This is a genomic window from Blastococcus sp. URHD0036, from assembly GCF_000701365.1.
GTDB lineage: Bacteria > Actinomycetota > Actinomycetes > Mycobacteriales > Geodermatophilaceae > Trujillonella.
The window spans coordinates 66,949-87,615 of sequence record NZ_JNIK01000006.1 but is presented as its reverse complement, the minus strand read 5'-3'; the positions used below and the strand labels follow the sequence as shown (position 1 = coordinate 87,615).

Sequence of the window (20,667 nt, the reverse complement as noted above, 5' to 3'; positions counted from 1 at the left end):
AGCCCCGCCCGTACGGTGGCGCCGTGCCGACGTCGGACCTGCTCAGCGACCACCGCGACGCCTGGGCGTCGGCCACGGCGCACCCGTTCCTCCTCGGGGTGCGCGACGGGAGCCTGCCCGCCGGGGCCTTCGACACGTGGCTCGTGCAGGACCGGCACTACGTCACCGACCTGCTGCGGTTCCAGGCCCGGCTGCTGGCCCGGGCCCCGCGGCCGGTGCAGGCGGTGCTGGCCGCCGGCGCCGTCGCGCTCGTCGAGGAGCTGGACTGGTTCGAGGAGCTGGCCGCGCGCCGGGGGCTGGACCTCGACGCGCCGCGGCTGCGCGCGACGACCGCCTACGGCGACCTGCTGCGGCGGCTCGACGGCGCCGACGTCGCCGCGGCCCTCACCGCGCTCTGGGCGGTCGAGCGGGTCTACCTCGACGCCTGGACGGTCGCCGCGCCCGGCGCCCCGGAGTACGCCCCGTACGTCGAGCACTGGACGACGCCCGGGTTCGCGGCCTACGTCGACGGGCTGGCGGCGGCGGCCGACGCGCTCGGCGGGCGGCACGACGACGTCGTCCTCGAGGTGCTCGCCGCCGAGGTCGCCTTCTGGGGCATGGCGCTGGACGCCGCGTGAGCCTCGCCCGCCGCCTGTGGTCCGGCTCCGCCGACCTGGCCGACGCCGCCCTCGGCCACGCGTTCGTGGGCGGCCTGGCCGACGGGTCGCTCCCGCGCGAGCGCTTCGCCGGCTACGTCGCCCAGGACGCGTTCTTCCTGCAGGCCTTCGCCCGCGGCTACGCCATGGCCGTCGTCCGCAGTCCCGACCGGGCCGGGCTGGAGGCGTTCGCCGACCTGCTCGCCGGGGTCCGCGAGGAGCTGCGGCTGCACGACGGCTACGCCGCGCGATGGGGCATCGACCTGGCGACCGTCGAGCCGGCCCCGGCGACGGCGGCCTACGCCGACTTCCTGCTCGCCACCGCGGCCACCGCCGGCCTGGGCGAGATCTGCGCGGCGATGACGCCCTGCATGCGGCTCTACGCCTTCCTCGGGCAGTCGCTGGCCGGGCGCTCCGCCGAGCCGTACGCCGAGTGGGTGGCCACCTACGCCGACCTCGGGTTCGAGCAGCTCGCGGTCACGCTGGAGGAGCTGCTCGACCGGTACGCCGCCGACACCCCCGCCGTGGCGCGGGCGTACCGGCGGGCGATGGAACTGGAGGTGGCGTTCTTCGACGCGGCAGCCCACTGACCGCTTGCTAGGTTCGGCTCCGACACGGGGTGCCCGCGCACCGGGCTGAGATGACACCCGTCGAACCTGCCCAGGTCATGCTGGCGAAGGGATGTCACGTGGACGCCACCGCGCTCGCCGCCGCACGCAGTGCGCTCACCGAGGGCGCACCGCTCGTGCACTGCCTCACCAACACCGTCGTGCAGACCCTGACCGCGAACGTGCTGCTCGCCGTCGGCGCCGCGCCCGCGATGGTCGTCGCGCCGGAGGAGGCGGGCGACTTCGCCGCGATCGCGTCGGCGCTCCTGGTCAACGTCGGCACGGTGCACGGGCAGTCGGCCGAGGCCATGCGGATCGCCGTCCGCTCCGCCGACGCGGCCGGCACGCCGTGGGTGCTGGACCCGGTGGCGGTCGGCGGTCTGCGCTTCCGCACCGACCTGGCCGTCGAGCTGGCGCTGGGCGGCCCCGCCGTGGTCCGGGGCAACGCCTCGGAGGTGATGGCGCTGGCCGGCACGGGCGCGGGCGGGCGGGGCGTGGACTCCACGGCGACCGCGGACGACGCGCTCGAGGCGGCCGTCGCCCTCAGTGCCCGGACCGGCGGCGTGGTGGCGGTCAGCGGGCCGGTGGACCTGGTCACCGACGGTTCGCGGGTCGTGCGGGTCGGCGGGGGGCACCCGCTGCTGACCCGCACCACCGGGGCCGGCTGCGCGCTCGGGGCGCTGACCGCGGCCTACGTCGCCGCGGCGGGGGACCGGCTGACCGGCGCGGTCGCCGCGCACGCGCACGTGGCGCTCGCCGCCGAGGCCGCGGCCGCGGTCTGCTCGGGCCCCGGCACCTTCGCCGCCGCGTGGGTGGACGCGCTCGACGCCGTGACCCCGGAGGACCTGCTGCGCGCCCAGGTCCGGGACGAGTCGTGAGGCCGGGCCTCGACCCGACCCTCTACCTGGTCACCGACACGGTCCTGTCGCGTCCGCGGACCGTGCCCGACGTCGTCCGCGCGGCGGTCGCCGGCGGGGTCACGGCGGTGCAAGTGCGGGACAAGACCGCCTCGCGCCGCGAGCTGTACGAGCTGACGTTGGCGGTGCGTGCCGTGCTCCCCCCGGGCGTCGTGCTGTTCGTGGACGACGCGGTGGACGTCGCCCTGCTCGCCGGGGCGGACGGCGTGCACGTCGGCCAGGACGACCTGCCTCCGGCCGAGGTCCGTGCCCTGATCGGCCCCGACCGGCTGCTCGGGCTGTCCGCGGGGACGCCGGAGGAGATGGCGGCCGCGCTCGCGCTGCCGCCGGGCACCGTCGACCTGGTCGGCATCGGGCCGGTGTGGGCGACCCCCACCAAGCCCGACGCGGGCACCGGGCTCGGCCCCTCGGGGGTGGCCGCGCTGGCCGCCGAGGCGCGGGCCGCCGGGCTGCCGTCCGTCGCGATCGGCGGGATCTCTGCTGCCAACGCCGCGTCGGTGACCGGCGTGGACGGCGTCTGCGTGGTCTCGGCGATCTGCGCGGCGGACGACCCCACCGCGGCCGCGCGGGAGCTGCGGGCGGTGCTGGCCCCGTGACCGCCGTCGCGCTGACCATCGCCGGCAGCGACCCCAGTGGCGGCGCCGGCATCCAGGCCGACCTGAAGACCTTCAGCGCGCTCGGCGTCTACGGCACCGCGGTGCTCACCGCCCTGACCGCGCAGAACACCCGCGGGGTGACCGGCGTGCACGCCGTCCCGGCGGCGTTCGTGGGCGAGCAACTGCGCACGCTGCTGGACGACGTGCCGGTGGGCGCCACCAAGCTCGGCATGCTCGGGACGGCGGACGTCGTCCGCGAGGTGGCGGCGGTGCTGGCCGAGCGGCGGCCGGGGCCGGTGGTGTGCGACCCGGTGATGGTCGCGACGAGCGGCGACCGGCTGGTCGGCCAGGACGCCGTCGACGCCATCCGCACCGAGCTGCTGCCGCTGACCCAGCTCGTCACGCCGAACGTGCCCGAGGCGGCCGCGCTGCTCGACGGGGTCCCGGCGACGTCGGTGGAGGAGATGGTCGAGCAGGCGCGGGCGCTGCTGTCCCTCGGGCCGGGCGCCGTGCTGCTCAAGGGCGGGCACCTGGGCGGTCCGGAGAGCGTCGACGTCCTGGCGACCGCGGACGGCGTCACCGTCACCCGGCGGCCGCGGGTCGCCACGTCGTCCACCCACGGCACCGGCTGCACGCTGTCCTCGGCGATCGCCGCGCTGGTGGCCCGGGGGGTCGGTGGCCCGGGCGCCTGGGAGCCGGTCGTGGAGCAGGCCCGCGACTACCTCCAGGAGGCGCTGGCGGCGGGGGAGTCGCTCGGCATCGGCTCCGGCCACGGCCCGGTGCACCACTTCGCCCGCTGGTGGCCGGCCGGCTGACTCGAGGAGTCAGCTGACGAAGCCCACGATCAGATGGGCGTTCAGGCCGATGATCAGCGCGGCCACGACCGAGCCGGCGACGGTGGTGATCCGCCGGTTCACCCAGCCGCCCATCAGGTCCCGCCGGCTGGTCAGCCACAGCAGCGGCACCAGCGCGAACGGGATGCCGAAGCTCAACACCACCTGCGACCAGACCAGCGCGGTCGTCGGGTCCCCGCCGAGGACCAGGACCGCCAGCGCCGGGGCGAGGGTGATCAGCCGGCGCGCGAGCACCGGGATGTGCCGGCGCAGGAAGCCGGCCATCACGACCTGCCCGGCGTGGGTGCCGACGGACGACGACGCGAAGCCCGACGCCAGCAGGGCCAGCGCGAAGGCGATCGACGCCCCCGCGCCCAGCTGGTCGCCCAGCCCGGCGTGCACCGACTCCAGCGAGTCGGCCTGGTCCCCGCCGGTGAACAGCTGCGCGGCGATGACCAGCATGGCGGCGTTCACCAGGCCGGCCAGCCCCATCGCGAGCAGCACGTCGAGGCGCTGCGCCTTGAGCAGCCGGCTGCGGCCCTCCTGGGTCCGGCCGGCGGTGACGACGTCGCCGTAGCGGCCCGGGGTCAGCGCGGAGTGCACGTAGATCACGTGCGGCATGACGGTCGCCCCGAGGATGCCGGTGGCCAGCACCAGGCTGTCGGGCCCCTCGAAGCTCGGCACCATCCCGCCGGCCACCCCGCCGAGGGAGACCCCTGACCCGAGGAGCGTGTAGAGGAACCCGCCGCCGATCACGAGCAGCAGGCCGGTGATGACCCGCTCGAACGGCCGGTGGCCGCGGGACTGCGCGCCCAGCAGCAGGAACGCGACGACGGCGGTGATCACCCCGCCGATCGGCAGCGGCACCCCGAAGAGCAGGTCGAGCGCCACCGCGCCGCCGACGATCTCGGCCAGGTCGGTGGCGATCGCGACGGCCTCGGCCTGCACCCACAGCATCCGGGTCACCGGCTTCGGCATCCGCTCGCGGCAGAGCGTGGCCAGGTCGCGGCCGGTCGCCAGGCCCAGCTTCGCTGTCAGCGACTGGATCAGCATCGCCATCAGGTTGGCCGCGACGATCACCCACAGCAGCGTGTATCCGAAGGCCGCGCCACCGGAGAAGTTGGTCGCGAAGTTGCCCGGGTCCACATAGGCGACCGCGGCGACGAAGGCCGGGCCCAGCATCGGCCAGATCCGCCGCCTGCCGGGGGCCGGCGTCGGCGTCGGAGCGGGTCGGGGGGCGCTGACGAGCGTCGTCGGCAGGACGGCGGCCTCGGTCTTGGAGAGGTACACGGCGGCCTCGCAGGGGCGGGAGGGTGGGCTGGCGCTCCTCTCCTGCCCGGCGGGGGTGTCACTCCCGGGCCACCCCGTGGCCCCCGGGGGCCGAAGTCGCGTTGGCCGTCCGGTCGTCCTGCACCACCGTTGCGTAGCATCTTGCTACGGCGTAGCATCCTGCTACAGGAGGTGGCGTGGTGAAGACAGTGGCAGACCGCCCGACCCGGGTCGCGGCGGACTTGTTGGAGGCTGCTGCGGCCGAGGGCGAGCGACAGTCCCGTTCGGCCAAGCAGCAGCTCGACCATTGGGCCCGCGTCGGTCGGGCCGTCTCCATGCAGACCTCCCTGGCTCGTCGCCGGGTCGAGGCCGCTCTCGCCGGGGAGCTCGACGAGCGCGAGCTGAGTGGGGACGAACGGGTGGTGTTCAACGCCGAGCTGGATGCGTCCGTCTCCGAGGCGGCCCGCACGATCCGCTTCGGCGAGGTGCTCGCTGCCCGCGGGGTCACGACGGTCGCCCTCGACGAGCACGGCCGGCTGACGCGCTACCACCCGGACGGCACCACCAGCCTGCTCGCATAGCGCCCCGGTGCGTCTGGACCTGGTGGTCGGCCCCAACGGTGCCGGGAAGTCCACCTTCGTCGAGCTCGTGCTCGCCCCACTCCGGCCCGGGGTCACGTTCGTCAACGCCGATGTGATCGCGTCAGCCCGCTGGCCCGACGACCCATCGGGGCACGCCTACGACGCCGCCCGCGTCGCGTCCGACACCCGGGAGGCGCTGATCGCGGCCGGAGTGCCCTTCATCGCCGAGACGGTGTTCTCCCACCCGTCCAAGCTCGACCTCGTCTCCCGGGCGCAGGCGGCCGGCTACACCGTCGCGCTGCACGTGCTGCTGGTCCCGGAGCAGCTCTCGGTCCACCGGGTCCTGCACCGCGTCGCCGCCGGGGGCCACGCCGTCCCGGAGGAGAAGATCCGCAGTCGCTACGCCCGACTCTGGCCACTGGTCGCCGACGCGATCGGCCAGGCGGACCTCTCCGCCGTCTTCGACAACTCCCGTGTCGACGGGCCCGCCGAGGTGGCCAGGTTCGCCGGCGGGCTGTCGGTCGGCGCCTGTCGCTGGCCGGACTGGGCTCCGGACGAGCTCGTCCACCGCTGGCCCCGGTAGCCGACCGGCTCGGACCTCGCGCCGCTGCCCACCGGGCCGGACGCGCCTGTCGTTCTCGTTCCCCGGGCCGGATACTTGAACTCTCATCTAAATAGGCGCACACTGGGGTCACGTCACCCCGAGGGAGCCCACCGTGCCCGTCCAGCGCCTGAACCACGCCGTCCTCTACGTCCGCGACGTCGACCGCAGCGTCGCCTTCTACCGCGAGGTCCTGGGCTTCCGGCCGGTGATGGAGATCCCGGGCCGGGCCGCGTTCCTTCAGGCCGAGGGCTCGACCAACGACCACGACCTCGGGCTGTTCGCCCTGGGGGACCGTGCCGGGGCGTCGGAGGCCGGCCGTCGCACCGTGGGGCTGTACCACCTGGCCTGGGAGGTCGACACGCTCGCCGAACTCTCCCGGATCCAGGACGCGCTGCTGCAGGCCGGCGCCCTCACCGGCGCCTCCGACCACGGCACCACCAAGGCGCTCTACGCCCACGACCCCGACGGCCTGGAGTTCGAGGTGTCGTGGCTGGTGCCGGCGGACCTGATCACCCCGGAGGTGGCCGACGCCCGCGCCCGCATCGGCCGCCTCGACCTGCCCGGCGAGATCGCCCGCTACGGCGCGCAGACCCGCGGCGGCGTCGGCGTCTCCATCCCCGTCTGACGGCGGAGGAGATCCGGAGGCGTAACGCCTCCGGATCTCCTCCGGGGCAGGATCTCTTCCCGTGCAGCCCGATCAGTCACCGGAGCCCGTCGACCTGGACGGCGGAGGTCTGCGGCTGCGGCCGTGGCGCGCCGACGACCTCGACGACGCCTGGACCGCCTTCCAGGACGAGCAGATGCGCCGCTGGGGCGGGCTCGCCGTCGACTCCCGCGAGGACGCCGCCGCGTGGCTGGGCCGCCGGCTGGAGCCGGCGCCGGACCGGCTGCACTGGGCGGTCGTCGATCCGGGAACCGGTGCGCTCGCCGGATCGGTCGGCTTCTCGTTCCTCGACCCCGTCGAGGGGCTGGCCATGGTCGGCTACTGGACGGCGCCCGCCTCGCGCGGCCGCGGCCTGGCCCCGCTCGCCGTCGACACCGCCTGCCGCCATCTGTTCGCCACCACGGCCGTCGACCGGGTCGAGTTGTTCCACGCGATCGCCAACGCCGCGTCCGGCCGGGTCGCGGAGAAGGCCGGCTTCACGTGGGAGGGCCGGCTGCGCCGGTCGCACCGCTACGACGGCGTCAAGCTCGACCAGTTCCTGTGGGCGCGGCTGGCCGACGACCCGCCGCCGGCGCTCAGCAGCCGCAGCTGATCCCGGCGGGGGCGGTGAGCAGGTCGACATCGGGCCGGTGCACCCCCTCGGCCGTCTCGACCAGCAGCCCTTCCCGCGCCCAGTACTCGAAGCCGCCGATCATCTCCCGCACGCGGAACCCCAGCGTGGCGAGCGCGAGGGCGGCGCGGGTGGCGCCGTTGCAGCCGGGCCCCCAGCAGTAGGTGACGACCGGGACGGACCGGTCCAGCTCGCCGACCCGCGCGGTGATCTCCCGCCCGGGCAGGTGCACCGCGCCCGGCACGTGTCCCTGCGCCCACGACTCGGCACTCCGGCTGTCCAGCAGGACGAAGCCGGGGTCGCCCGACTCCAGGGCGGCGTGCACGTCGCTCACGTCGGTCTCCACCGCCAGACTGCGGGCGAAGTGCGCGGCGGCGTCGGCGGGGTCGGTCGTCCAGTCCAGGCTCACGCCGCGATCCTGACGGGCGGCCGGCGCGCGGACGAGCGGCCCGACTGCCGTCGTCCGCACCGTTCCTGCCAACCCGAGTCGCCCGAGTGGAGTGCGAGAGGCGAGGAAACCTCGCTCCAGGCACTCCATCAGCGGCTAGCGGCGGCGGCGCGGGGGGTCCAGCGGCACGGCCAGGCCGTCCGGCGGCGGCGCGTCCAGCGCCGCGCGGACGTCGTCCCGTTCCGGCGCGAACCCGGCCCCGGCGAGCACGACGTCGCGGACCAGGGCGTGCCACAGCCCCGACCGGCGGACCATCGAGTGCCCGCCGGCGACGGTGAACCGGGCGATCCGCGCGCCGGCCCGCTGCGCCCGCACCGCGTAGTCGGCCGACAGGCGGGTGGGCACCCACCGGTCGCCGCGGCCGTGGAGCAGGACGACGGTCCGCCCGCGCAGGTGGCCCACCGGCTCGCCCGGCGGTGTCCACGGCGCCAGCGCGCAGACCGCGGCGACCCCGGGCTCCCCGCCGGCGCGCAGCACCGCCCGGCCACCCATCGAGTGCCCGACGAGGACGACGGGGAGGTCGTCGCCGTGCTCGGCGCGGATCCGTTCCAGCGCCCACCGGACGTCGGCGTAGGGGTCGGCGGCGACCCCGTTCCAGCCGGCCACCCGGTAGCGCAGCAGGTAGGTGTCCAGTCCCCGCGGCCCGACCGACCGCCGCACGAACTCCTCGATCGCGCGCATCCGCAGCAGGGACAGCGCCCGCTCGCGCGGCGGCTGGACGCTCTCCACCGTGCCGCCGTGGCAGAACAGCGCCACGGCGCGGGCGGTCCCCGGTGCCGCGGCGTGCTCGAGGGCCGGGGCGAACGCGGAGGTCACGGCGCGTCGGGCGCGAGCCGGACGACCATCTTCCCGGTGTTGGCCCCGCGCAGGAGGTCCAGGAACGCCGGCACCGCCTGGTCCAGCCCCTCGTAGACGGTCTCCCGCGCCACCAGCTCCCCCGACCGCAGCCAGCCGGCGATCGCCTCGGTCGCCTCACCGCGCAGGTCGGTGTGGTCGCCGACGAGCAGGCCGCGCAGGGTCAGCCGCTTGCCGACCATGAGGCTCATGTTCCGCGGCCCGGGCGGTGGCTCGGTGGCGTTGTAGCCGGAGATCGACCCGCACAGCGCCGCCCGGCCGTGCACCCGCAGCGACCCGATCGCAGCCTCCAGGTGGTCGCCGCCGACGTTGTCGAAGTAGACGCTGATGCCGTCGGGCGCCGCCGCGCGCAGCTGCCGGGACACCGGGCCGTCGTGGTAGTCGAACGCCGCCGTGAAGCCGAGCTCCCCCGTCAGCCAGGCGACCTTCTCCGGGCTGCCGGCACTGCCGATGACCGAGCCGGCCCCGCGCAGCCGGGCGAACTGGCCGACCGCGCTGCCCACCGCGCCGGCCGCGCCGGACACGAAGACGTCGTCACCGGGGACGAACTCGGCGACCCGGAACAGGCCGGCGTAGGCCGTCAGTCCCGGCATGCCCAGGACGCCGAGGTGGTGGGTGGGGGAGACGCCCTCGAGCTCGGGCAGCACCTGCACCTCGCGGGCACCGAGGACGGCGACGTCGCGCCACGCGGCATTGGTGAGCACCAGTGCCCCCACCGGGACGTCGTCCGAGCGCGACTCGACCACCCGCCCGATCGCGCCGCCCTGCATCACCGCGCCGACCTCCCACGGCGGCGCGTACGAGGGTTCGGGCCGCATCCGCCCGCGCATGTACGGGTCGACCGACATCGCCGTCATGCGGACGACGACCTGCCCGTCGGCCGGGTCGGGGTGCTCGACCTCGACCAGCCGGAAGTCGGCCGGCGTCGGCTCGCCGTGGGGGGTCGCGGCCAGGTGCCACTCGCGGGCGGGAACGGGCACGGGGACCTCCGGGGGGACGCGGACGGACGACCCGGACGATCCTCCAACGCCCGCGACGGCGGCGCCCTCCGGGGTGGCGGCACGGTCCTAGGCTCGGCGCATGTCGCTGTTCTCGCGCCACAAGACCGAGCCCGTGACCTCCGAGGACGCGCTGCCCGGCCGCCCGGACGCCCTCCCCGGCGTCCCCGAGCTGCACGCGGTCAACGGCAACCGGATCCGGCCGCCGTTCCCCGAGGGCATGCAGACCGCCGTCTTCGGCGCCGGCTGCTTCTGGGGCGTCGAGAAGGTGTTCTGGCAGCTGCCGGGCGTCTACTCCACCGCCGCCGGCTACGCGGGTGGGTACACCCCGAACCCGACCTACGAGGAGGTCTGCTCGGCGCGCACCGGGCACACCGAGGTCGTCCTCGTCGTGTTCGACCCGGCGCTCACGTCCTACGAGCAGCTGCTCAAGGCCTTCTGGGAGGACCACGACCCGACCCAGGGCATGCGCCAGGGGAACGACGTCGGCACGCAGTACCGCTCGGCCGTCTACTACGCGGACCCGGAGCAGGAGGCGGCCGCGCGGTCCACCCGCGACGCCTACCAGGAGCGGCTGCGTGCCGCGGGCTACGGCGACATCACCACCGAGATCGCCCCGCTCGGTGAGTTCTTCTACGCCGAGGACTATCACCAGCAGTACCTCTACAAGGTGCCGAACGGCTACTGCCCGGTGCACTCGACGGGCGTCTCCTGCCCGGTCGGCCTCTCGGGGGTCTGAGGGCCGAGGCATGGGATCCCTTCCCCACGTCTCCGGCCCGAAGACGTGGGGAAAGGATCCACTGCCTGGTCAGGCGGCGGGCACCCCGGCGAACAGGGCCCGGACCCAGGTGCCGATCCGGGCGTGGGCGTCCGCGGCGGCCGGGAACCCGTGGTTGAGGAAGCCGTGGATCTGGCCGGGGTAGAGGACGTCCTCCACCTCGACCCCGTCGGCCCGCAGCCGCTCGGCGTACAGCCGACCCTCGTCGCGCAGGAAGTCGCACCCGCCCAGCACGACGAGCGCCGGGGGCAGGCCCGCCAGGCTCTCCGCGTGCAGCGGCGCGGCGAACGGGTCCCCGCGCAGGTCCCGCCCGCCGGTGTAGGCCGACCAGATCCAGTCCATCTCGCCCTCGGGCATGGTCAGGGCGGCGAACTCCTGCCGGGACGGCAGCGGCGTCGTGCCGTCGTCCACGGCGGGGTAGATCAGCACCTGCCCGGCCAGCCGCACCCCCGGGTCGTCCCGCAGCCGCAGCGTAACCCCGGCGGCGAGGGTGCCGCCGGCGCTCTCGCCGCAGACCGCCACGCGGTCCGGCGGGAGGCCGAAGCGGGCGGTGTTCGCCAGCGCCCAGCGGGTCACGGCCTCGCTGTCGTCGAGGCCGGCCGGGAAGGGGTCCTCTGGCGCCAGCCGGTAGTCGACGGACACCACGACGGCGCCGGTCGCGTGCGTCAGTTCCCGGGCCAGGCCGTCCATCAGGGCGACGCTGCCGACGCAGTGGGCGCCGCCGTGCGCGTAGACGAGCAGGCCGGTGGGCTCCTCGCGCGGCTCGTACACGCGGACGGGCACGCCGGCGGCCACCTCGTCGGTCACGCGGCCCACCTCCCGGGTGACCGGGACCGGGGCCATGGGCTGCCGGGCGTACGGGAGGACGTCGCGCAGTGCGAAGCCCTGCGGGTTCGCCTGCAGCCAGTCCGCCACCCAGGGGTCGAGCACGCCGTCGTCGGACACCGGTTCCTCCTCGTCGAGACCGCCGGGGGGAGACTAGGGCCGATGACGTCGGAGCGGGGGAGCAGCGAGCTGTTCGCGCAGCTCCGGAGGGAGCCCGACGTCGAGGCGCCGGAGCTCGTCGCCGTCGACGCCACCGACCGGCTGCTGCTCGACGAGGCCGCGCCGCTGCTGGCGGCGGCCGGCCCGGGCGAGGTCGTGGTCGTCGACGACTCCCACGGCGCGCTGACGCTCGGCGCCGTCGGCCTGCACGGGGCGCGCGACGTGCGCGTGCACCAGGACCTGCTGGTCGGCGAGCTGGCGCTGGCGGCCAACGCCGACCGCACCGGCCTGGCCGGCACCTACCGCTCGATGCCGCTGGACGGCGAGCTGTTCGCCGGCGCTCGCCTGGTCCTCACCAAGGCGCCGAAGGCCCTCGACGCGCTGCGGGAGGTGACCGAGCTGGTCGCCGCGCACGCCGCGCCGGACGTCACCCTGCTGGTGGGCGGGCGGATCAAGCACATGACGCACGGGATGAACGACGTCCTGCGGCTCGGCTTCGCCGATGTCACGGCGAGCCTGGCGCGGCAGAAGTCCCGGCTGCTCGTGGCGCGCGGCCCGCGCGGCGACGTGCCGGCGTCCTTCCCGCGCAGCCGGCGGGACGAGCCCAGCGGCCTCACGGTGTGCGCGCACGGGGCCGCGTTCGCCGGCACCCGGGTCGACGACGGCACCCGGGCCCTGCTGCGCAACCTGCCGCAGGCGGCTCCCGATGCCCGCACCGCCCTCGACCTGGGCTGCGGGACCGGCGTGCTGGCCGTCGCCCTCGCGGTCGCCCGCCTGGACCTCACCGTGGTGGCCTCCGACCAGTCCGCCGCCGCGGTCGGCTCGGCGGCGGCCACCGCGGCCGCCAACGGGGTCGCCGACCGGGTCCGGACGAGCCGGGACGACGCGGCGTCGACGATCGGACCCGGCAGCGTGGACCTCGTCGTCTGCAACCCGCCGTTCCACCTCGGCACCTCCGTGGTGACCGCCGCCGCGGACCGGCTGTTCGCTGCGGCGGCACGGGTCCTGCGCCCCGGCGGCGAGCTGTGGACCGTCTACAACAACCGGCTCCCGCACCGGGCGGCGCTGCGGCGCCTGGTGGGGCCCACCCGGGTGGCCGACGCCGGACGGCAGTTCACCGTCACCGTGTCGACGCGGCCGGTGTGACGCGCGCTTACCGGAACCCGAAGTCCATGATCGTCGGGGCAATTCGGCTGGACCGACTCCACTGAGCCGCCGATGTAGGCGCCGAGGTGACCGTGCTGACGGTCGCCGCCGCAGGCATCCCGGAGCTCATCATGGCGCGCTACTGGTCCGACCGTCCGCTCGGTGTGAAGCTGGCCGCCCTCGTCGCGGCCGGTGCGCTCGCGCTGGGGGTCTTCGCCGTCGTGACACTGCAGGCGCTGGCCGGGACCGGGCATGCCGCCGACGACCTGCTGGCCAGCAACGAGGCCGGCCAGGACATGCTGCAGGCCGACATGATGCACGACGCCGTCCGCGGGGACGTCCTGCAGGCGCTGGTCGGCGCCGGAGCCGGCCCGCTCTACCAGCAGGCGGTCAGCGATCTGGCCGACCACGCGGAGACCTTCCGCGGCATCCTGGACGAGGTCCGCGCCGACGACCTCAGCCCGGCCGTCATCTCCGCGCTGGACGATGTCGTTCCTGCCGTCGAGGCGTACCTGGTGTCGGCGGACCAGATCGTCACCGTCACCGGACAGGACCTGGCCGCCGGGCAGGCGCTCTACCCGGCGTTCTCCACCGCGTTCAGCGCGCTCGAGGACCAGCTCCCCACGCTCGCCGCCCGGGTCGACGACTACGCCGCGGCAGCCGACGCGGGAGCGACGGACCAGCGGTCGACCGCGGTCACCGTCTCCCTCTCGGTGGCCGTCGCCGGTGTCGCCGTCCTCGCGCTGCTGGGCTGGTTCGTCACCCGCTCGGTGGTCGGGCCGCTGCGGCGGGTCGGCGTCCTCGTGTCGGAGCTGGCCGCGGGCGACCTCCGGGGCTCGGCCGGGGTCAGCAGCCAGGACGAGGTCGGCCGCATGGCGGTCGCGCTCGAGGCGTCCATGGCGAGCATGCGCGACGTCCTCACCGCCATCGGCGACAGCTCCACGACGCTGGCCTCGGCCACCGAGGAGCTGTCCGCGTCGGCCCAGGACCTCGGCCGGCTCGCCGTCGAGTCCTCCGCGCAGACCGAGGCGGTGGCCGGCGCCGCGGAGCAGGTGTCGCTCAACGTGCAGACCGTCGCGGCCGGCTCGGAGGAGATGGGCGCCTCGATCCGCGAGATCGCCCAGAACGCCTCGGAGGTGGCGCGGGTCGCCGGCCAGGCGGTGGGCGTCGCCGACACCACCACCGCGACCGTGGCCAAGCTCGGGCAGTCGTCGGTGGAGATCGCCGGCGTCGTCAAGGTCATCACCGGCATCGCCGAGCAGACGAACCTGCTCGCGCTCAACGCCACCATCGAGGCGGCGCGGGCCGGCGAGGCGGGCAAGGGCTTCGCCGTGGTGGCCAACGAGGTCAAGGAGCTGGCGCAGGAGACGGCCAAGGCCACCCAGGACATCACCGCGCGGGTCGCGGCCATCCAGGGCGACACGGACGGCGCCGTCGAGGCCATCCGCCAGATCGCCGCCATCATCGCGACGATCAACGACGCGCAGGGCACCATCGCCGCGGCCGTCGAGGAGCAGACCGCGACGACGACCGAGATGAACCGCAACGTCGGCGAGGCCGCGCTCTCGGCCGGGCAGATCGCCCAGAACATCACCGCGGTCGCCGGCGCCAGCACGGCCACCACCCGCGCGATGGACGACGCCCGCGTGGCGATCGACGAGGTGGCCCGGATGGCCACCTCGCTGCAGGCCTCGGTGGCCCACTTCCAGTACTAGTGGGCGGGGCGGGCGCTCCGGCTCCGGACCGGCGGCTGGGAGGACCAGGGGAAGTCGATCCACCGGTCGGTGTGCCGCCACACGTAGTCGCAGCGCACCGCTGACCGCGGCTTCTCGTAGATGACCGCGGTCCGCACCTCGGCGACGTAACCGGTGCAGAAGTCGCGCACCAGCTCGAGGGTCTTGCCGGTGTCGGCGACGTCGTCGGCGACCAGCACGTTCGCGCCGGTGATGTCGACCTGGTCGAGGGTGGGCGGGAGCACGACCGGGAGGTCCAGCCGCTCGTCGACGCCGGTGTAGAACTCCACGTTCATCACGAAGAGGTTCTTCACGTCGAGCGCGTAGCCCAGCGCCCCGCCGAGGAACAGCCCGCCGCGGGCGATGGACAGGATGAGGTCGGGCTCGAAGCCGTCGGCCGCGACCTGCTCGGCGAGCTCCCGGCTCGCGGTGCCGAACAGCTCGTAGGACAGGACCTCGCGCTCGTCGCTCACGGCCGCCGATGGTGCCAGGAGCTCGTTGCCGGCATGTCTCCGGAGGTCACGGCCGGAGGCGGTAGTCCAGCAGCAGCAGTCCGGCGGGGGTGCTCCGCGCCGACAGCAGGTCCGCCCGGCGCAGCTCGTGGTCGCCGTCGAACAGCCGGCGGCCGCGGCCGGCGAGCGTCGGCGCCACGACCAGGTGCAGCTCGTCGACGAGGCCGGCGGCCAGCAGCGACCGGGAGAGCGCGATGCTGCCGTGCACGCCGATGTCCCCGCCGTTGCCCGCCTTGAGGCCGCGCACGTACTCCTCGGCCGGCGCCGTCACGACGGTCGTGGCGGCCCACTCCGGCTCCAGCGGCCGGGAGGTGACGACGTGCTTGGGCGTGCCGTTGACGAAGTCGGCGAACGGCTCTCGTCCGTCGTCGAGGAGGAGACGGCGGAACTGAGCGACGGGGGAGTCAGCAGAAGCCCGGGGTGCCCTGCCAGGCGGTGCCGGCCGGCGGCGCGTCGTCCCGTTCCACGGAGGCCTCGATCAGCCCGTACGGCCGGTCGTCGGCGTGGTAGACCACGTCCGGGTTGTCCAGGCCGAAGGCCGAGAGGTCCTGCAGGAAGTGGTGCCTGTTCGGCATCGACATCCGCACCTCGGCGACGTCCGGGAACCGCTGCAGCACCGCCTCGCCCATCGCGTACAGCGTCTGCTGCAGGGCGAGGGAGTGCGTCGCGGCGAAGGTCTCCAGCAGCGTCGTCCGGACCCCGGCGAAGGTGGCGTCCCAGTCCAGCTCGGCGGACGTGTACCGCCAGCGGGCCGTGACCGCGGTGGCCAGGATGCGCTCCCGGGTCTCGGCCAGGGTCGTGTACGCGTCCCGGGGGAAGCCCCAGAACTCCGAGCCCGTGGTCTTGAGGACGACGAGGTCGGTCAGCCCGGCCAGCACGTGCGCCTGGTCGCCGTCCACCGTGACGACCGCCGTCCGCACCTCACCGCCCGGGCGCCGGAAGGCGTGGTCGTGCGGCACGCCGTCCACGGCGATCCGCTCCCAACCGTAGGACTCGACGGCCACCCGCGCGCCGGTGATCCACGGATAGGAGGCGGCGAAGTGGCGGGCCAGCCGGAGCCCGAACGCCTCGGGGGAGGCGATGCCGTCGCGGGCGAACGCGAAGACGGTGTTCTTCTGCGCGTCGGTGCTGAGCACGTGCGCGTTGTCGCCGGCCAGGTGCGCGTCGGCGAAGTCCCCGCGCAGCGCGCTGGACACGTTGAGGTCGACGATCTCGTGCCGCGGTGAGCTGCGGTCCACCGCGACGACGCGGACCTCCGCCTTGCCGTACTGGTTCGCCCCGAGCCGGATCGCCATGGCCGGGACTGTTGCACGTGGAACGTGGCGGAGTGGATTCGTCGGTGTTACGCCGACGAATCTCCTCCGCGGTCGGTCAGCTGCCGCGGTAGGTGCTGTAGGCGAACGGGCTGAGCAGCAGCGGCACGTGGGAGTGCTGCGCCGGGTCGACGACGGCGAAGGTCAGCGTGACCTCGGGGTAGAACGTCGCCACGTCGCGGGCGGCGAACCAGGCGCCGGTGTCGAACACCAGCCGGTAGGTGCCCGCCGCGGTCGGCCCCTCGACCAGCCGGCACCGCCCGTCGGCGTCGGTCACCCCCTCGGCGACCGGCTCCTCCCCGGCGAGGAGCCGGACGGCGACACCCGCCGCGGGCCGGCCCGCCACCGCGTCCAGCACGTGCGTCGACACGCTCATGAGACGAGTCCCTCCACCCGCAGCTCGGTGATCTGCGCCAGCTGCTCGGTCACCTCGGCCCGTTCGGCCTCGGGCTCGGCGGCCAGCCGCCTCCGCAGCTCGGCCAGCATCTCCTCCGGCGAGCGGCCGGCGGCCCGGATGAGGAAGACGTGCCCGAACCGCTCCTCGTAGGCCCGGTTGCCCTCGAGCAGGGCCGCCCGCACCGCGTCGTCCGCCCCGCCCATCGACGCCTGCTCCCGCCGCGACGACGCCGCCTCGGCCGAGGAGCCCGACACCCGGTCGCCGATCCGCGGGTGCGCGGCCAGCGCCGTCGACACCTCGTCCCACGAGAGCCCGCGGCTCACCTCGCCGGCGCGGCGCACCAGCGTCGCCACGTCCGGATAGGGCCGCCCGGCGGCGACCTCGGCGGCGAAGCGCGGGGCGGCGTTACAGGCCCGCAACGCCTCTCCGGCACGGTCAGCGCGTTCGGAGTTGAACTCGTCGAGGCTGGGCACGGTGCGAGGATGCCAGCCCGCCACCTCCAGGAGGCCTGATGACCGACGTGCGCGTGGTCGGACCCGACGTCGACCGGAGCGATGAGGTGCTCACCCCGGAGGCGCTGGCCTTCGTCGGCGACCTGCAGTCCCGCTTCGGCGCCCAGCGCGACGCGCTGCTCGCCGCCCGCGGGGCCCGCCGGGCGGAGATCGCGGCCGCCGGCACCATCGACTTCCGCCCGGGGACGGCGGAGGTCCGCGACGGCGACTGGCGGGTGCCCCCGCCACCGCCGGGGCTGGTCGACCGCCGGGTGGAGATCACCGGCCCGACCGAGCCGAAGATGGCGGTCAACGCCCTCAACTGCGGCGCCGACGTGTGGCTGGCCGACCTCGAGGACGCCAACACCCCGCACTGGCGCAACGTCGTCGGCGGGCAGGTGGTGCTCCGCGACGCCGTCCGCCGGACGCTCGCCTTCACCTCGCCGGAGGGCCGGGAGTACCGGCTCCGGGAGGACGGCGACCTGCCGACGATCGTGCCCCGCCCCCGCGGCTGGCACCTGCCCGAGCGGCACCTGCTCGTGGACGGCGAGCCGGCCGTCGGCGCCCTCGTCGACGCCGGGCTGTACCTGTTCCACAACGCGCAGGAGCAACTCGACCGCGGCAGCGGCCCCTACTTCTACCTGCCGAAGATGGAGGGTCACCTCGAGGCGGCGCTGTGGGCGCTGGTGTTCGACCACAGCGAGCAGGCGCTCGGCCTCCCGGCCGGGTCCATCCGCGCCACGATGCTGATCGAGACCATCCCGGCCGCCTTCGAGATGGAGGAGATGCTGCACGCCCTGGGCAGCCACGCCGCCGCCCTGAACGCCGGCCGCTGGGACTACCTGTTCAGCGTCATCAAGACCTTCCGCGACGCCGGGCCGTCGTTCGTGCTGCCCGACCGCGGCGCGGTGACCATGACCGCGCCGATGATGCGGGCCTACACCGACCAGCTGGTCGCCGTCTGCCACCGCCGCGGCGCCATGGCGATCGGCGGGATGGCCGCGGCCATCCCCAGCCGGCGCGACGCCGAGGCCAACGAACGGGCGCTCGCCAAGGTCCGCGAGGACAAGACCCGCGAGGCCGGTGACGGCTTCGACGGGTCGTGGGTCGCCCACCCCGACCTGGTCGCCACCTGCCGGGAGGCCTTCGACGCCGTGCTCGGCGACCGGCCCAACCAGCTGGACCGGCAGCGGCCCGAGGTGTCGGTCACGCCGGCTCAGCTGCTCGACGTGCCCGGCGTCCCGGGGGAGCGCACCCTGGCCGGCCTGCGGTCGAACGTCGAGGTGGCGATCCGCTACCTGGCGGCGTGGCTCGGCGGCAACGGCGCGGTCGGCATCCACGGCCTGATGGAGGACGCCGCCACCGCGGAGATCAGCCGCTCGCAGGTGTGGCAGTGGGTGCACAACGAGGTCGTGCTCGACACCGGCGAGACCGTCACCGAGGAGCTCGTCCGCCGGGTCGTCGCCGAGGAGGTGGCCGGGATCGGCGAGCTGCCGCACCTGGACGACGCCCGCCGGCTGTTCGAGCAGGTGGCGCTGGCCGCCGACTTCCCCGACTTCCTCACCCTCCCCGCCTACGAGCTGGTCGACTGATGCTGGAGGAGTCCCTCTACGCCGAGCTGGACCGGCGGCTGGCCCCGGTCGACGCGGCCCGGGTCGCCGCCTACCCGGGCGCGCGGCCGGGCCGGCAGCCCGTCCACACCTGTTACGTGCCGGCCGACGCCGTCGTCCCGGGGCTGGCGGAGACCTGGGGGACGGCGGCGCTCGCGGCCCTCGACGAGCACGGCCTCCCCGACCTCGGCCTGGAGCCGGCGCTGGCCCGGCAGGTGTGGCCACGGGTGCGCGCCAAGCTCGCCGCCGAGCCGATCGAGGACCTGCGGGTCGACGCCGAGGACGGCTACCGGGGCCCGCCGGCCCAGGAGGACGGCGACGTGCGCGCCGCCGCGGCCGCCGTCGCCGCCGACCTCGCCGCCGGGGCCGCGCCCCCGTCGCTGGGCGTCCGGGCCAAGTCGCTGGAGGAGGCGACCCGGCGCCGCGGTGTCCGCACCCTGGACCTCTTCCTCGGCGGCCTGGCCGGAGCACTTCGCGCGCGAAACGCCCCGGTGCGCATCACCGTCACCCTGCCGAAGGTGACCGACGTCGAGCAGGTGCACGCCTTCCTGCCGGTCCTCGAGGCCCTCGAGCGCTCGCACGGCCTCGTCCTCGACCTCGAGCTGCAGGTCGAGACGCCGCAGGCGGTGCTCGGCGCGGACGGCACCGTGGCGCTCGCCCGCATGGTGCACGCCGCCGGGCCGCGGCTGAGCGGCCTGCACTACGGCACCTACGACTACAGCGCGGCGCTCGGCATCGCCGCCGCCCACCAGTCCTCCGACCACCCGGCCGCCGACCTCGCCAAGGACCTCATGCAGGTCGCCGTCGCCGGCACCGGCGCGGTCGCGGTCGACGGCTCGACCAACGTGCTCCCGGTGGGGACGACGGAGCAGGTGCACGCGGCCTGGCAGCTGCACGCCGGCCTGGTCCGCCGGGCCCTGGAACGCGGGCTCTACCAGGGGTGGGACCTGCACCCGGCCCAGCTGGTCACCCGGTACGCCGCCACCTACGCCTTCTTCCGGGCCGCGCTGCCGGCGGCCGCGGCCCGGCTCGCGGCCTATCTGGACCGGGTCAACGGCGGCGTGCTCGACGAGCCCGCGACCGCCCGCGCCCTGGCCGGTGTCGTGCTGCGCGGCCTGGACTGCGGCGCCCTGGACGTGCCCGAGGTCGAGGCGGCCACGGAGCGGCGGATCGCCGACCTCGCCGCCGTCGGGGGCCGGCCCGCCCGCTGAGCGGGACCGTGGCCGGGAGGTGAATCGTGTCCGGGCCGTGACGTGTGGGGCGGATGTGGTGCAGACTCGGCCGCCGCAGGAGGACGCGCCGGGTGGGGGATCAGGAGCCCGGCGCACCGTCGCCGTCCAGAGCAGGAGACCCCGTGTCCGCGCTGCCCGCGCTGCCCGCCCTCCCCGTCGCCACCGCGGTCGAGCTCGAGTTCGACCGGCAGGTGCACGCGCTCGTCGCCACCGGTCTGCCGGCGATGCTCGGGCTGGCCGAGGAGTGCTTCCGCGCCTGTTGCGAACCGTTGCGGGACGTCCTCCCGACCTGGCCGGCCGGCGACGGCGTCCCGTTCGTGGTCGTCGTCCCCGACGTGCCGGTGCTCGACGTCCTCGCCACGGTGCAGACGGCCGGGGGCGGCGGCTTCAGCACGATGGGGACCGAGGACCTGGCCCGCTTCCGGCCGCTCCCCGAGCTGGGTGTGCCCCCGGTGCCCTACCTGCTGGTCGACGTGGACACCGGCGCCGACACCCTCGGCGTCCCGCCCCGTGACGTCGCACCGCGGCTGGCCGCGGCCGGCCGCTCCCCGCTCACCCTGGCCGAGGGGCTGGCGCTCCTGGTCTCCGACCCGGGGGTGCTGCGCTCGCGGGGCTGCTACTCCCTGCTCGGCTCCCGCGTGGGGGACAAGCGGGTGCCCGCGCTGTGGGTCAGCGGCCGCCGTCCGCGGCTGGGCTGGTGCTACCAGGGCGCGCCCCACAGCTGGCTCGGCACGGCGTCGGCCGCCGGGCGGCTGACCGGCGGTCCGGCGCCGGCGGAGCGCCGGCCGGGCACGCCCGGCTGACCCGCGAGGCGCCCGGACGACGCCTCTGCGCGCCGCTTACGATCCCTGCG

The 20,667-nt window shown here is 75.4% G+C and carries 24 protein-coding genes, 1 pseudogene and 1 riboswitch; of the genes and pseudogenes, 15 read left to right on the top strand and 10 right to left on the bottom strand.

Going from position 1 to position 20,667, the window contains the following annotated elements; genetic code table 11:
- Positions 1 to 23: 23 nt before the first annotated feature.
- The 5 genes from N555_RS0106200 (at position 24) to thiD (ending at position 3,571) form a co-directional block, all read left to right on the top strand.
- Positions 24 to 617, top strand: a complete 594-nt coding sequence (locus N555_RS0106200; protein WP_029430627.1) for a thiaminase II/PqqC family protein — start codon at positions 24 to 26, stop codon at positions 615 to 617.
- Entirely contained in the window at positions 614 to 1,225 is a 612-nt protein-coding gene (locus N555_RS0106195; RefSeq protein WP_029430626.1) for a TenA family protein, read from the top strand. Before N555_RS0106200 ends, N555_RS0106195 begins: the two co-directional genes overlap by 4 nt.
- 15 nt (positions 1,226 to 1,240) lie before the next feature.
- Positions 1,241 to 1,334: riboswitch (TPP riboswitch) on the top strand.
- Positions 1,324 to 2,121: a hydroxyethylthiazole kinase gene (thiM, locus tag N555_RS0106190; protein ID WP_081866024.1), complete on the top strand. Its 798-nt coding sequence runs from the start codon at positions 1,324 to 1,326 to the stop codon at positions 2,119 to 2,121. It overlaps the preceding riboswitch by 11 nt.
- Complete coding sequence (gene thiE / locus N555_RS0106185) at positions 2,118 to 2,756, top strand: thiamine phosphate synthase (RefSeq protein ID WP_029430624.1); 639 nt, start codon at positions 2,118 to 2,120, stop codon at positions 2,754 to 2,756. The genes thiM and thiE overlap by 4 nt, the downstream gene beginning before the upstream one ends.
- On the top strand, positions 2,753 to 3,571 hold the full coding sequence (thiD, locus tag N555_RS0106180) for a bifunctional hydroxymethylpyrimidine kinase/phosphomethylpyrimidine kinase (protein WP_029430623.1): 819 nt from the start codon (positions 2,753 to 2,755) through the stop codon (positions 3,569 to 3,571). Before thiE ends, thiD begins: the two co-directional genes overlap by 4 nt.
- Before the next feature lie 9 nt (positions 3,572 to 3,580).
- Here thiD and N555_RS0106175 read toward each other — a convergent pair whose 3' ends face one another.
- Entirely contained in the window at positions 3,581 to 4,879 is a 1,299-nt protein-coding gene (locus N555_RS0106175; RefSeq protein WP_029430622.1) for an Nramp family divalent metal transporter, read from the bottom strand.
- 179 nt (positions 4,880 to 5,058) lie between these two features.
- On the opposite strand from N555_RS0106175, the gene N555_RS0106170 reads away from it, so the two are divergent.
- From N555_RS0106170 to N555_RS0106155, 4 genes are all read left to right on the top strand, one after another.
- Entirely contained in the window at positions 5,059 to 5,439 is a 381-nt protein-coding gene (locus N555_RS0106170; protein WP_034509126.1) for a TA system antitoxin ParD family protein, read from the top strand.
- Positions 5,440 to 5,446: 7 nt separating this feature from the next.
- A complete protein-coding gene (locus tag N555_RS0106165) occupies positions 5,447 to 6,022 on the top strand; it encodes a zeta toxin family protein (RefSeq protein ID WP_029430620.1) in 576 nt (191 codons plus the stop codon).
- Positions 6,023 to 6,155: 133 nt separating this feature from the next.
- Positions 6,156 to 6,668 (top strand): VOC family protein, encoded by a 513-nt coding sequence (locus tag N555_RS0106160; protein WP_029430619.1) that lies wholly within the window; start codon positions 6,156 to 6,158, stop codon positions 6,666 to 6,668.
- Between the two features lie 61 nt (positions 6,669 to 6,729).
- A complete protein-coding gene (locus tag N555_RS0106155) occupies positions 6,730 to 7,299 on the top strand; it encodes a GNAT family N-acetyltransferase (protein ID WP_029430618.1) in 570 nt (189 codons plus the stop codon).
- Here the strand turns inward: N555_RS0106155 and N555_RS0106150 are convergent.
- The 3 genes from N555_RS0106150 to N555_RS0106140 form a co-directional block, all read right to left on the bottom strand.
- Positions 7,283 to 7,726 carry a rhodanese-like domain-containing protein gene (locus N555_RS0106150; protein WP_029430617.1) on the bottom strand — a complete coding sequence of 148 codons (444 nt, stop codon included), beginning with the start codon at positions 7,724 to 7,726 and terminating at the stop codon, positions 7,283 to 7,285. The two genes, N555_RS0106155 and N555_RS0106150, sit on opposite strands and share 17 nt — an antisense overlap.
- Positions 7,727 to 7,861: 135 nt before the next feature.
- A complete protein-coding gene (locus tag N555_RS0106145; RefSeq protein ID WP_034509063.1) occupies positions 7,862 to 8,581 on the bottom strand; it encodes an alpha/beta fold hydrolase in 720 nt (239 codons plus the stop codon).
- On the bottom strand, positions 8,578 to 9,600 hold the full coding sequence (locus N555_RS0106140) for an NADP-dependent oxidoreductase (RefSeq protein ID WP_029430615.1): 1,023 nt from the start codon (positions 9,598 to 9,600) through the stop codon (positions 8,578 to 8,580). The genes N555_RS0106145 and N555_RS0106140 overlap by 4 nt, the downstream gene beginning before the upstream one ends.
- Before the next feature lie 100 nt (positions 9,601 to 9,700).
- On the opposite strand from N555_RS0106140, the gene msrA reads away from it, so the two are divergent.
- Positions 9,701 to 10,357 (top strand): peptide-methionine (S)-S-oxide reductase MsrA, encoded by a 657-nt coding sequence (gene msrA, locus N555_RS0106135; protein WP_029430614.1) that lies wholly within the window; start codon positions 9,701 to 9,703, stop codon positions 10,355 to 10,357.
- A gap of 69 nt (positions 10,358 to 10,426) precedes the next feature.
- Here msrA and N555_RS25645 read toward each other — a convergent pair whose 3' ends face one another.
- Positions 10,427 to 11,341 (bottom strand): alpha/beta hydrolase, encoded by a 915-nt coding sequence (locus tag N555_RS25645; RefSeq protein ID WP_051683791.1) that lies wholly within the window; start codon positions 11,339 to 11,341, stop codon positions 10,427 to 10,429.
- A 42-nt stretch (positions 11,342 to 11,383) separates the two neighbouring features.
- Between N555_RS25645 and N555_RS0106125 the strand changes: the two genes are divergently transcribed.
- Complete coding sequence (locus N555_RS0106125) at positions 11,384 to 12,526, top strand: class I SAM-dependent methyltransferase (RefSeq protein WP_029430612.1); 1,143 nt, start codon at positions 11,384 to 11,386, stop codon at positions 12,524 to 12,526.
- Between the two features lie 86 nt (positions 12,527 to 12,612).
- Positions 12,613 to 14,241 carry a methyl-accepting chemotaxis protein gene (locus N555_RS0106120; RefSeq protein ID WP_231502618.1) on the top strand — a complete coding sequence of 543 codons (1,629 nt, stop codon included), beginning with the start codon at positions 12,613 to 12,615 and terminating at the stop codon, positions 14,239 to 14,241.
- Here N555_RS0106120 and N555_RS0106115 read toward each other — a convergent pair.
- From N555_RS0106115 to uraD, 5 genes and pseudogenes are all read right to left on the bottom strand, one after another.
- Entirely contained in the window at positions 14,238 to 14,732 is a 495-nt protein-coding gene (locus N555_RS0106115) for a phosphoribosyltransferase (protein ID WP_029430610.1), read from the bottom strand. The two genes, N555_RS0106120 and N555_RS0106115, sit on opposite strands and share 4 nt — an antisense overlap.
- 46 nt (positions 14,733 to 14,778) lie before the next feature.
- A pseudogene (locus tag N555_RS0106110) lies at positions 14,779 to 15,153 on the bottom strand (dihydrofolate reductase family protein); the annotation flags it as partial.
- 22 nt (positions 15,154 to 15,175) lie between these two features.
- Positions 15,176 to 16,066 carry a factor-independent urate hydroxylase gene (gene pucL, locus N555_RS0106105; RefSeq protein WP_029430608.1) on the bottom strand — a complete coding sequence of 297 codons (891 nt, stop codon included), beginning with the start codon at positions 16,064 to 16,066 and terminating at the stop codon, positions 15,176 to 15,178.
- 76 nt (positions 16,067 to 16,142) lie between these two features.
- Positions 16,143 to 16,460, bottom strand: coding sequence for a hydroxyisourate hydrolase (uraH, locus tag N555_RS0106100; protein WP_029430607.1), 318 nt, complete (start codon positions 16,458 to 16,460; stop codon positions 16,143 to 16,145).
- Positions 16,457 to 16,954: a 2-oxo-4-hydroxy-4-carboxy-5-ureidoimidazoline decarboxylase gene (uraD, locus tag N555_RS0106095; RefSeq protein ID WP_029430606.1), complete on the bottom strand. Its 498-nt coding sequence runs from the start codon at positions 16,952 to 16,954 to the stop codon at positions 16,457 to 16,459. The genes uraH and uraD overlap by 4 nt, the downstream gene beginning before the upstream one ends.
- 38 nt (positions 16,955 to 16,992) lie before the next feature.
- Here uraD and aceB point away from each other — a divergent pair, with 38 nt between their 5' ends.
- The 3 genes from aceB (at position 16,993) to N555_RS0106080 (ending at position 20,617) form a co-directional block, all read left to right on the top strand.
- A complete protein-coding gene (aceB, locus tag N555_RS0106090) occupies positions 16,993 to 18,564 on the top strand; it encodes a malate synthase A (RefSeq protein ID WP_029430605.1) in 1,572 nt (523 codons plus the stop codon).
- Entirely contained in the window at positions 18,564 to 19,793 is a 1,230-nt protein-coding gene (locus N555_RS0106085; RefSeq protein ID WP_029430604.1) for a DUF6986 family protein, read from the top strand. Before aceB ends, N555_RS0106085 begins: the two co-directional genes overlap by 1 nt.
- A 143-nt stretch (positions 19,794 to 19,936) precedes the next feature.
- The gene (locus N555_RS0106080) at positions 19,937 to 20,617 is read left to right on the top strand and encodes a DUF5701 family protein (RefSeq protein WP_051683789.1); all 681 of its coding nucleotides are present in this window, start codon (positions 19,937 to 19,939) and stop codon (positions 20,615 to 20,617) included.
- The last annotated feature ends 50 nt before the right edge of the window (positions 20,618 to 20,667 follow it).

What these genes read in the sequence shown, in the direction of transcription:
- msrA (WP_029430614.1), top strand. Translation starts at nt 9,701, where the DNA reads ATGTCGCTGTTCTCGCGCCACAAGACCGAGCCCGTGACCTCCGAGGAC.
- N555_RS0106125 (WP_029430612.1), top strand. Translation starts at nt 11,384, where the DNA reads ATGACGTCGGAGCGGGGGAGCAGCGAGCTGTTCGCGCAGCTCCGGAGG.
- pucL (WP_029430608.1), bottom strand. Translation starts at nt 16,066, where the DNA reads ATGGCGATCCGGCTCGGGGCGAACCAGTACGGCAAGGCGGAGGTCCGC.
- uraH (WP_029430607.1), bottom strand. Translation starts at nt 16,460, where the DNA reads ATGAGCGTGTCGACGCACGTGCTGGACGCGGTGGCGGGCCGGCCCGCG.
- aceB (WP_029430605.1), top strand. Translation starts at nt 16,993, where the DNA reads ATGACCGACGTGCGCGTGGTCGGACCCGACGTCGACCGGAGCGATGAG.
- N555_RS0106085 (WP_029430604.1), top strand. Translation starts at nt 18,564, where the DNA reads ATGCTGGAGGAGTCCCTCTACGCCGAGCTGGACCGGCGGCTGGCCCCG.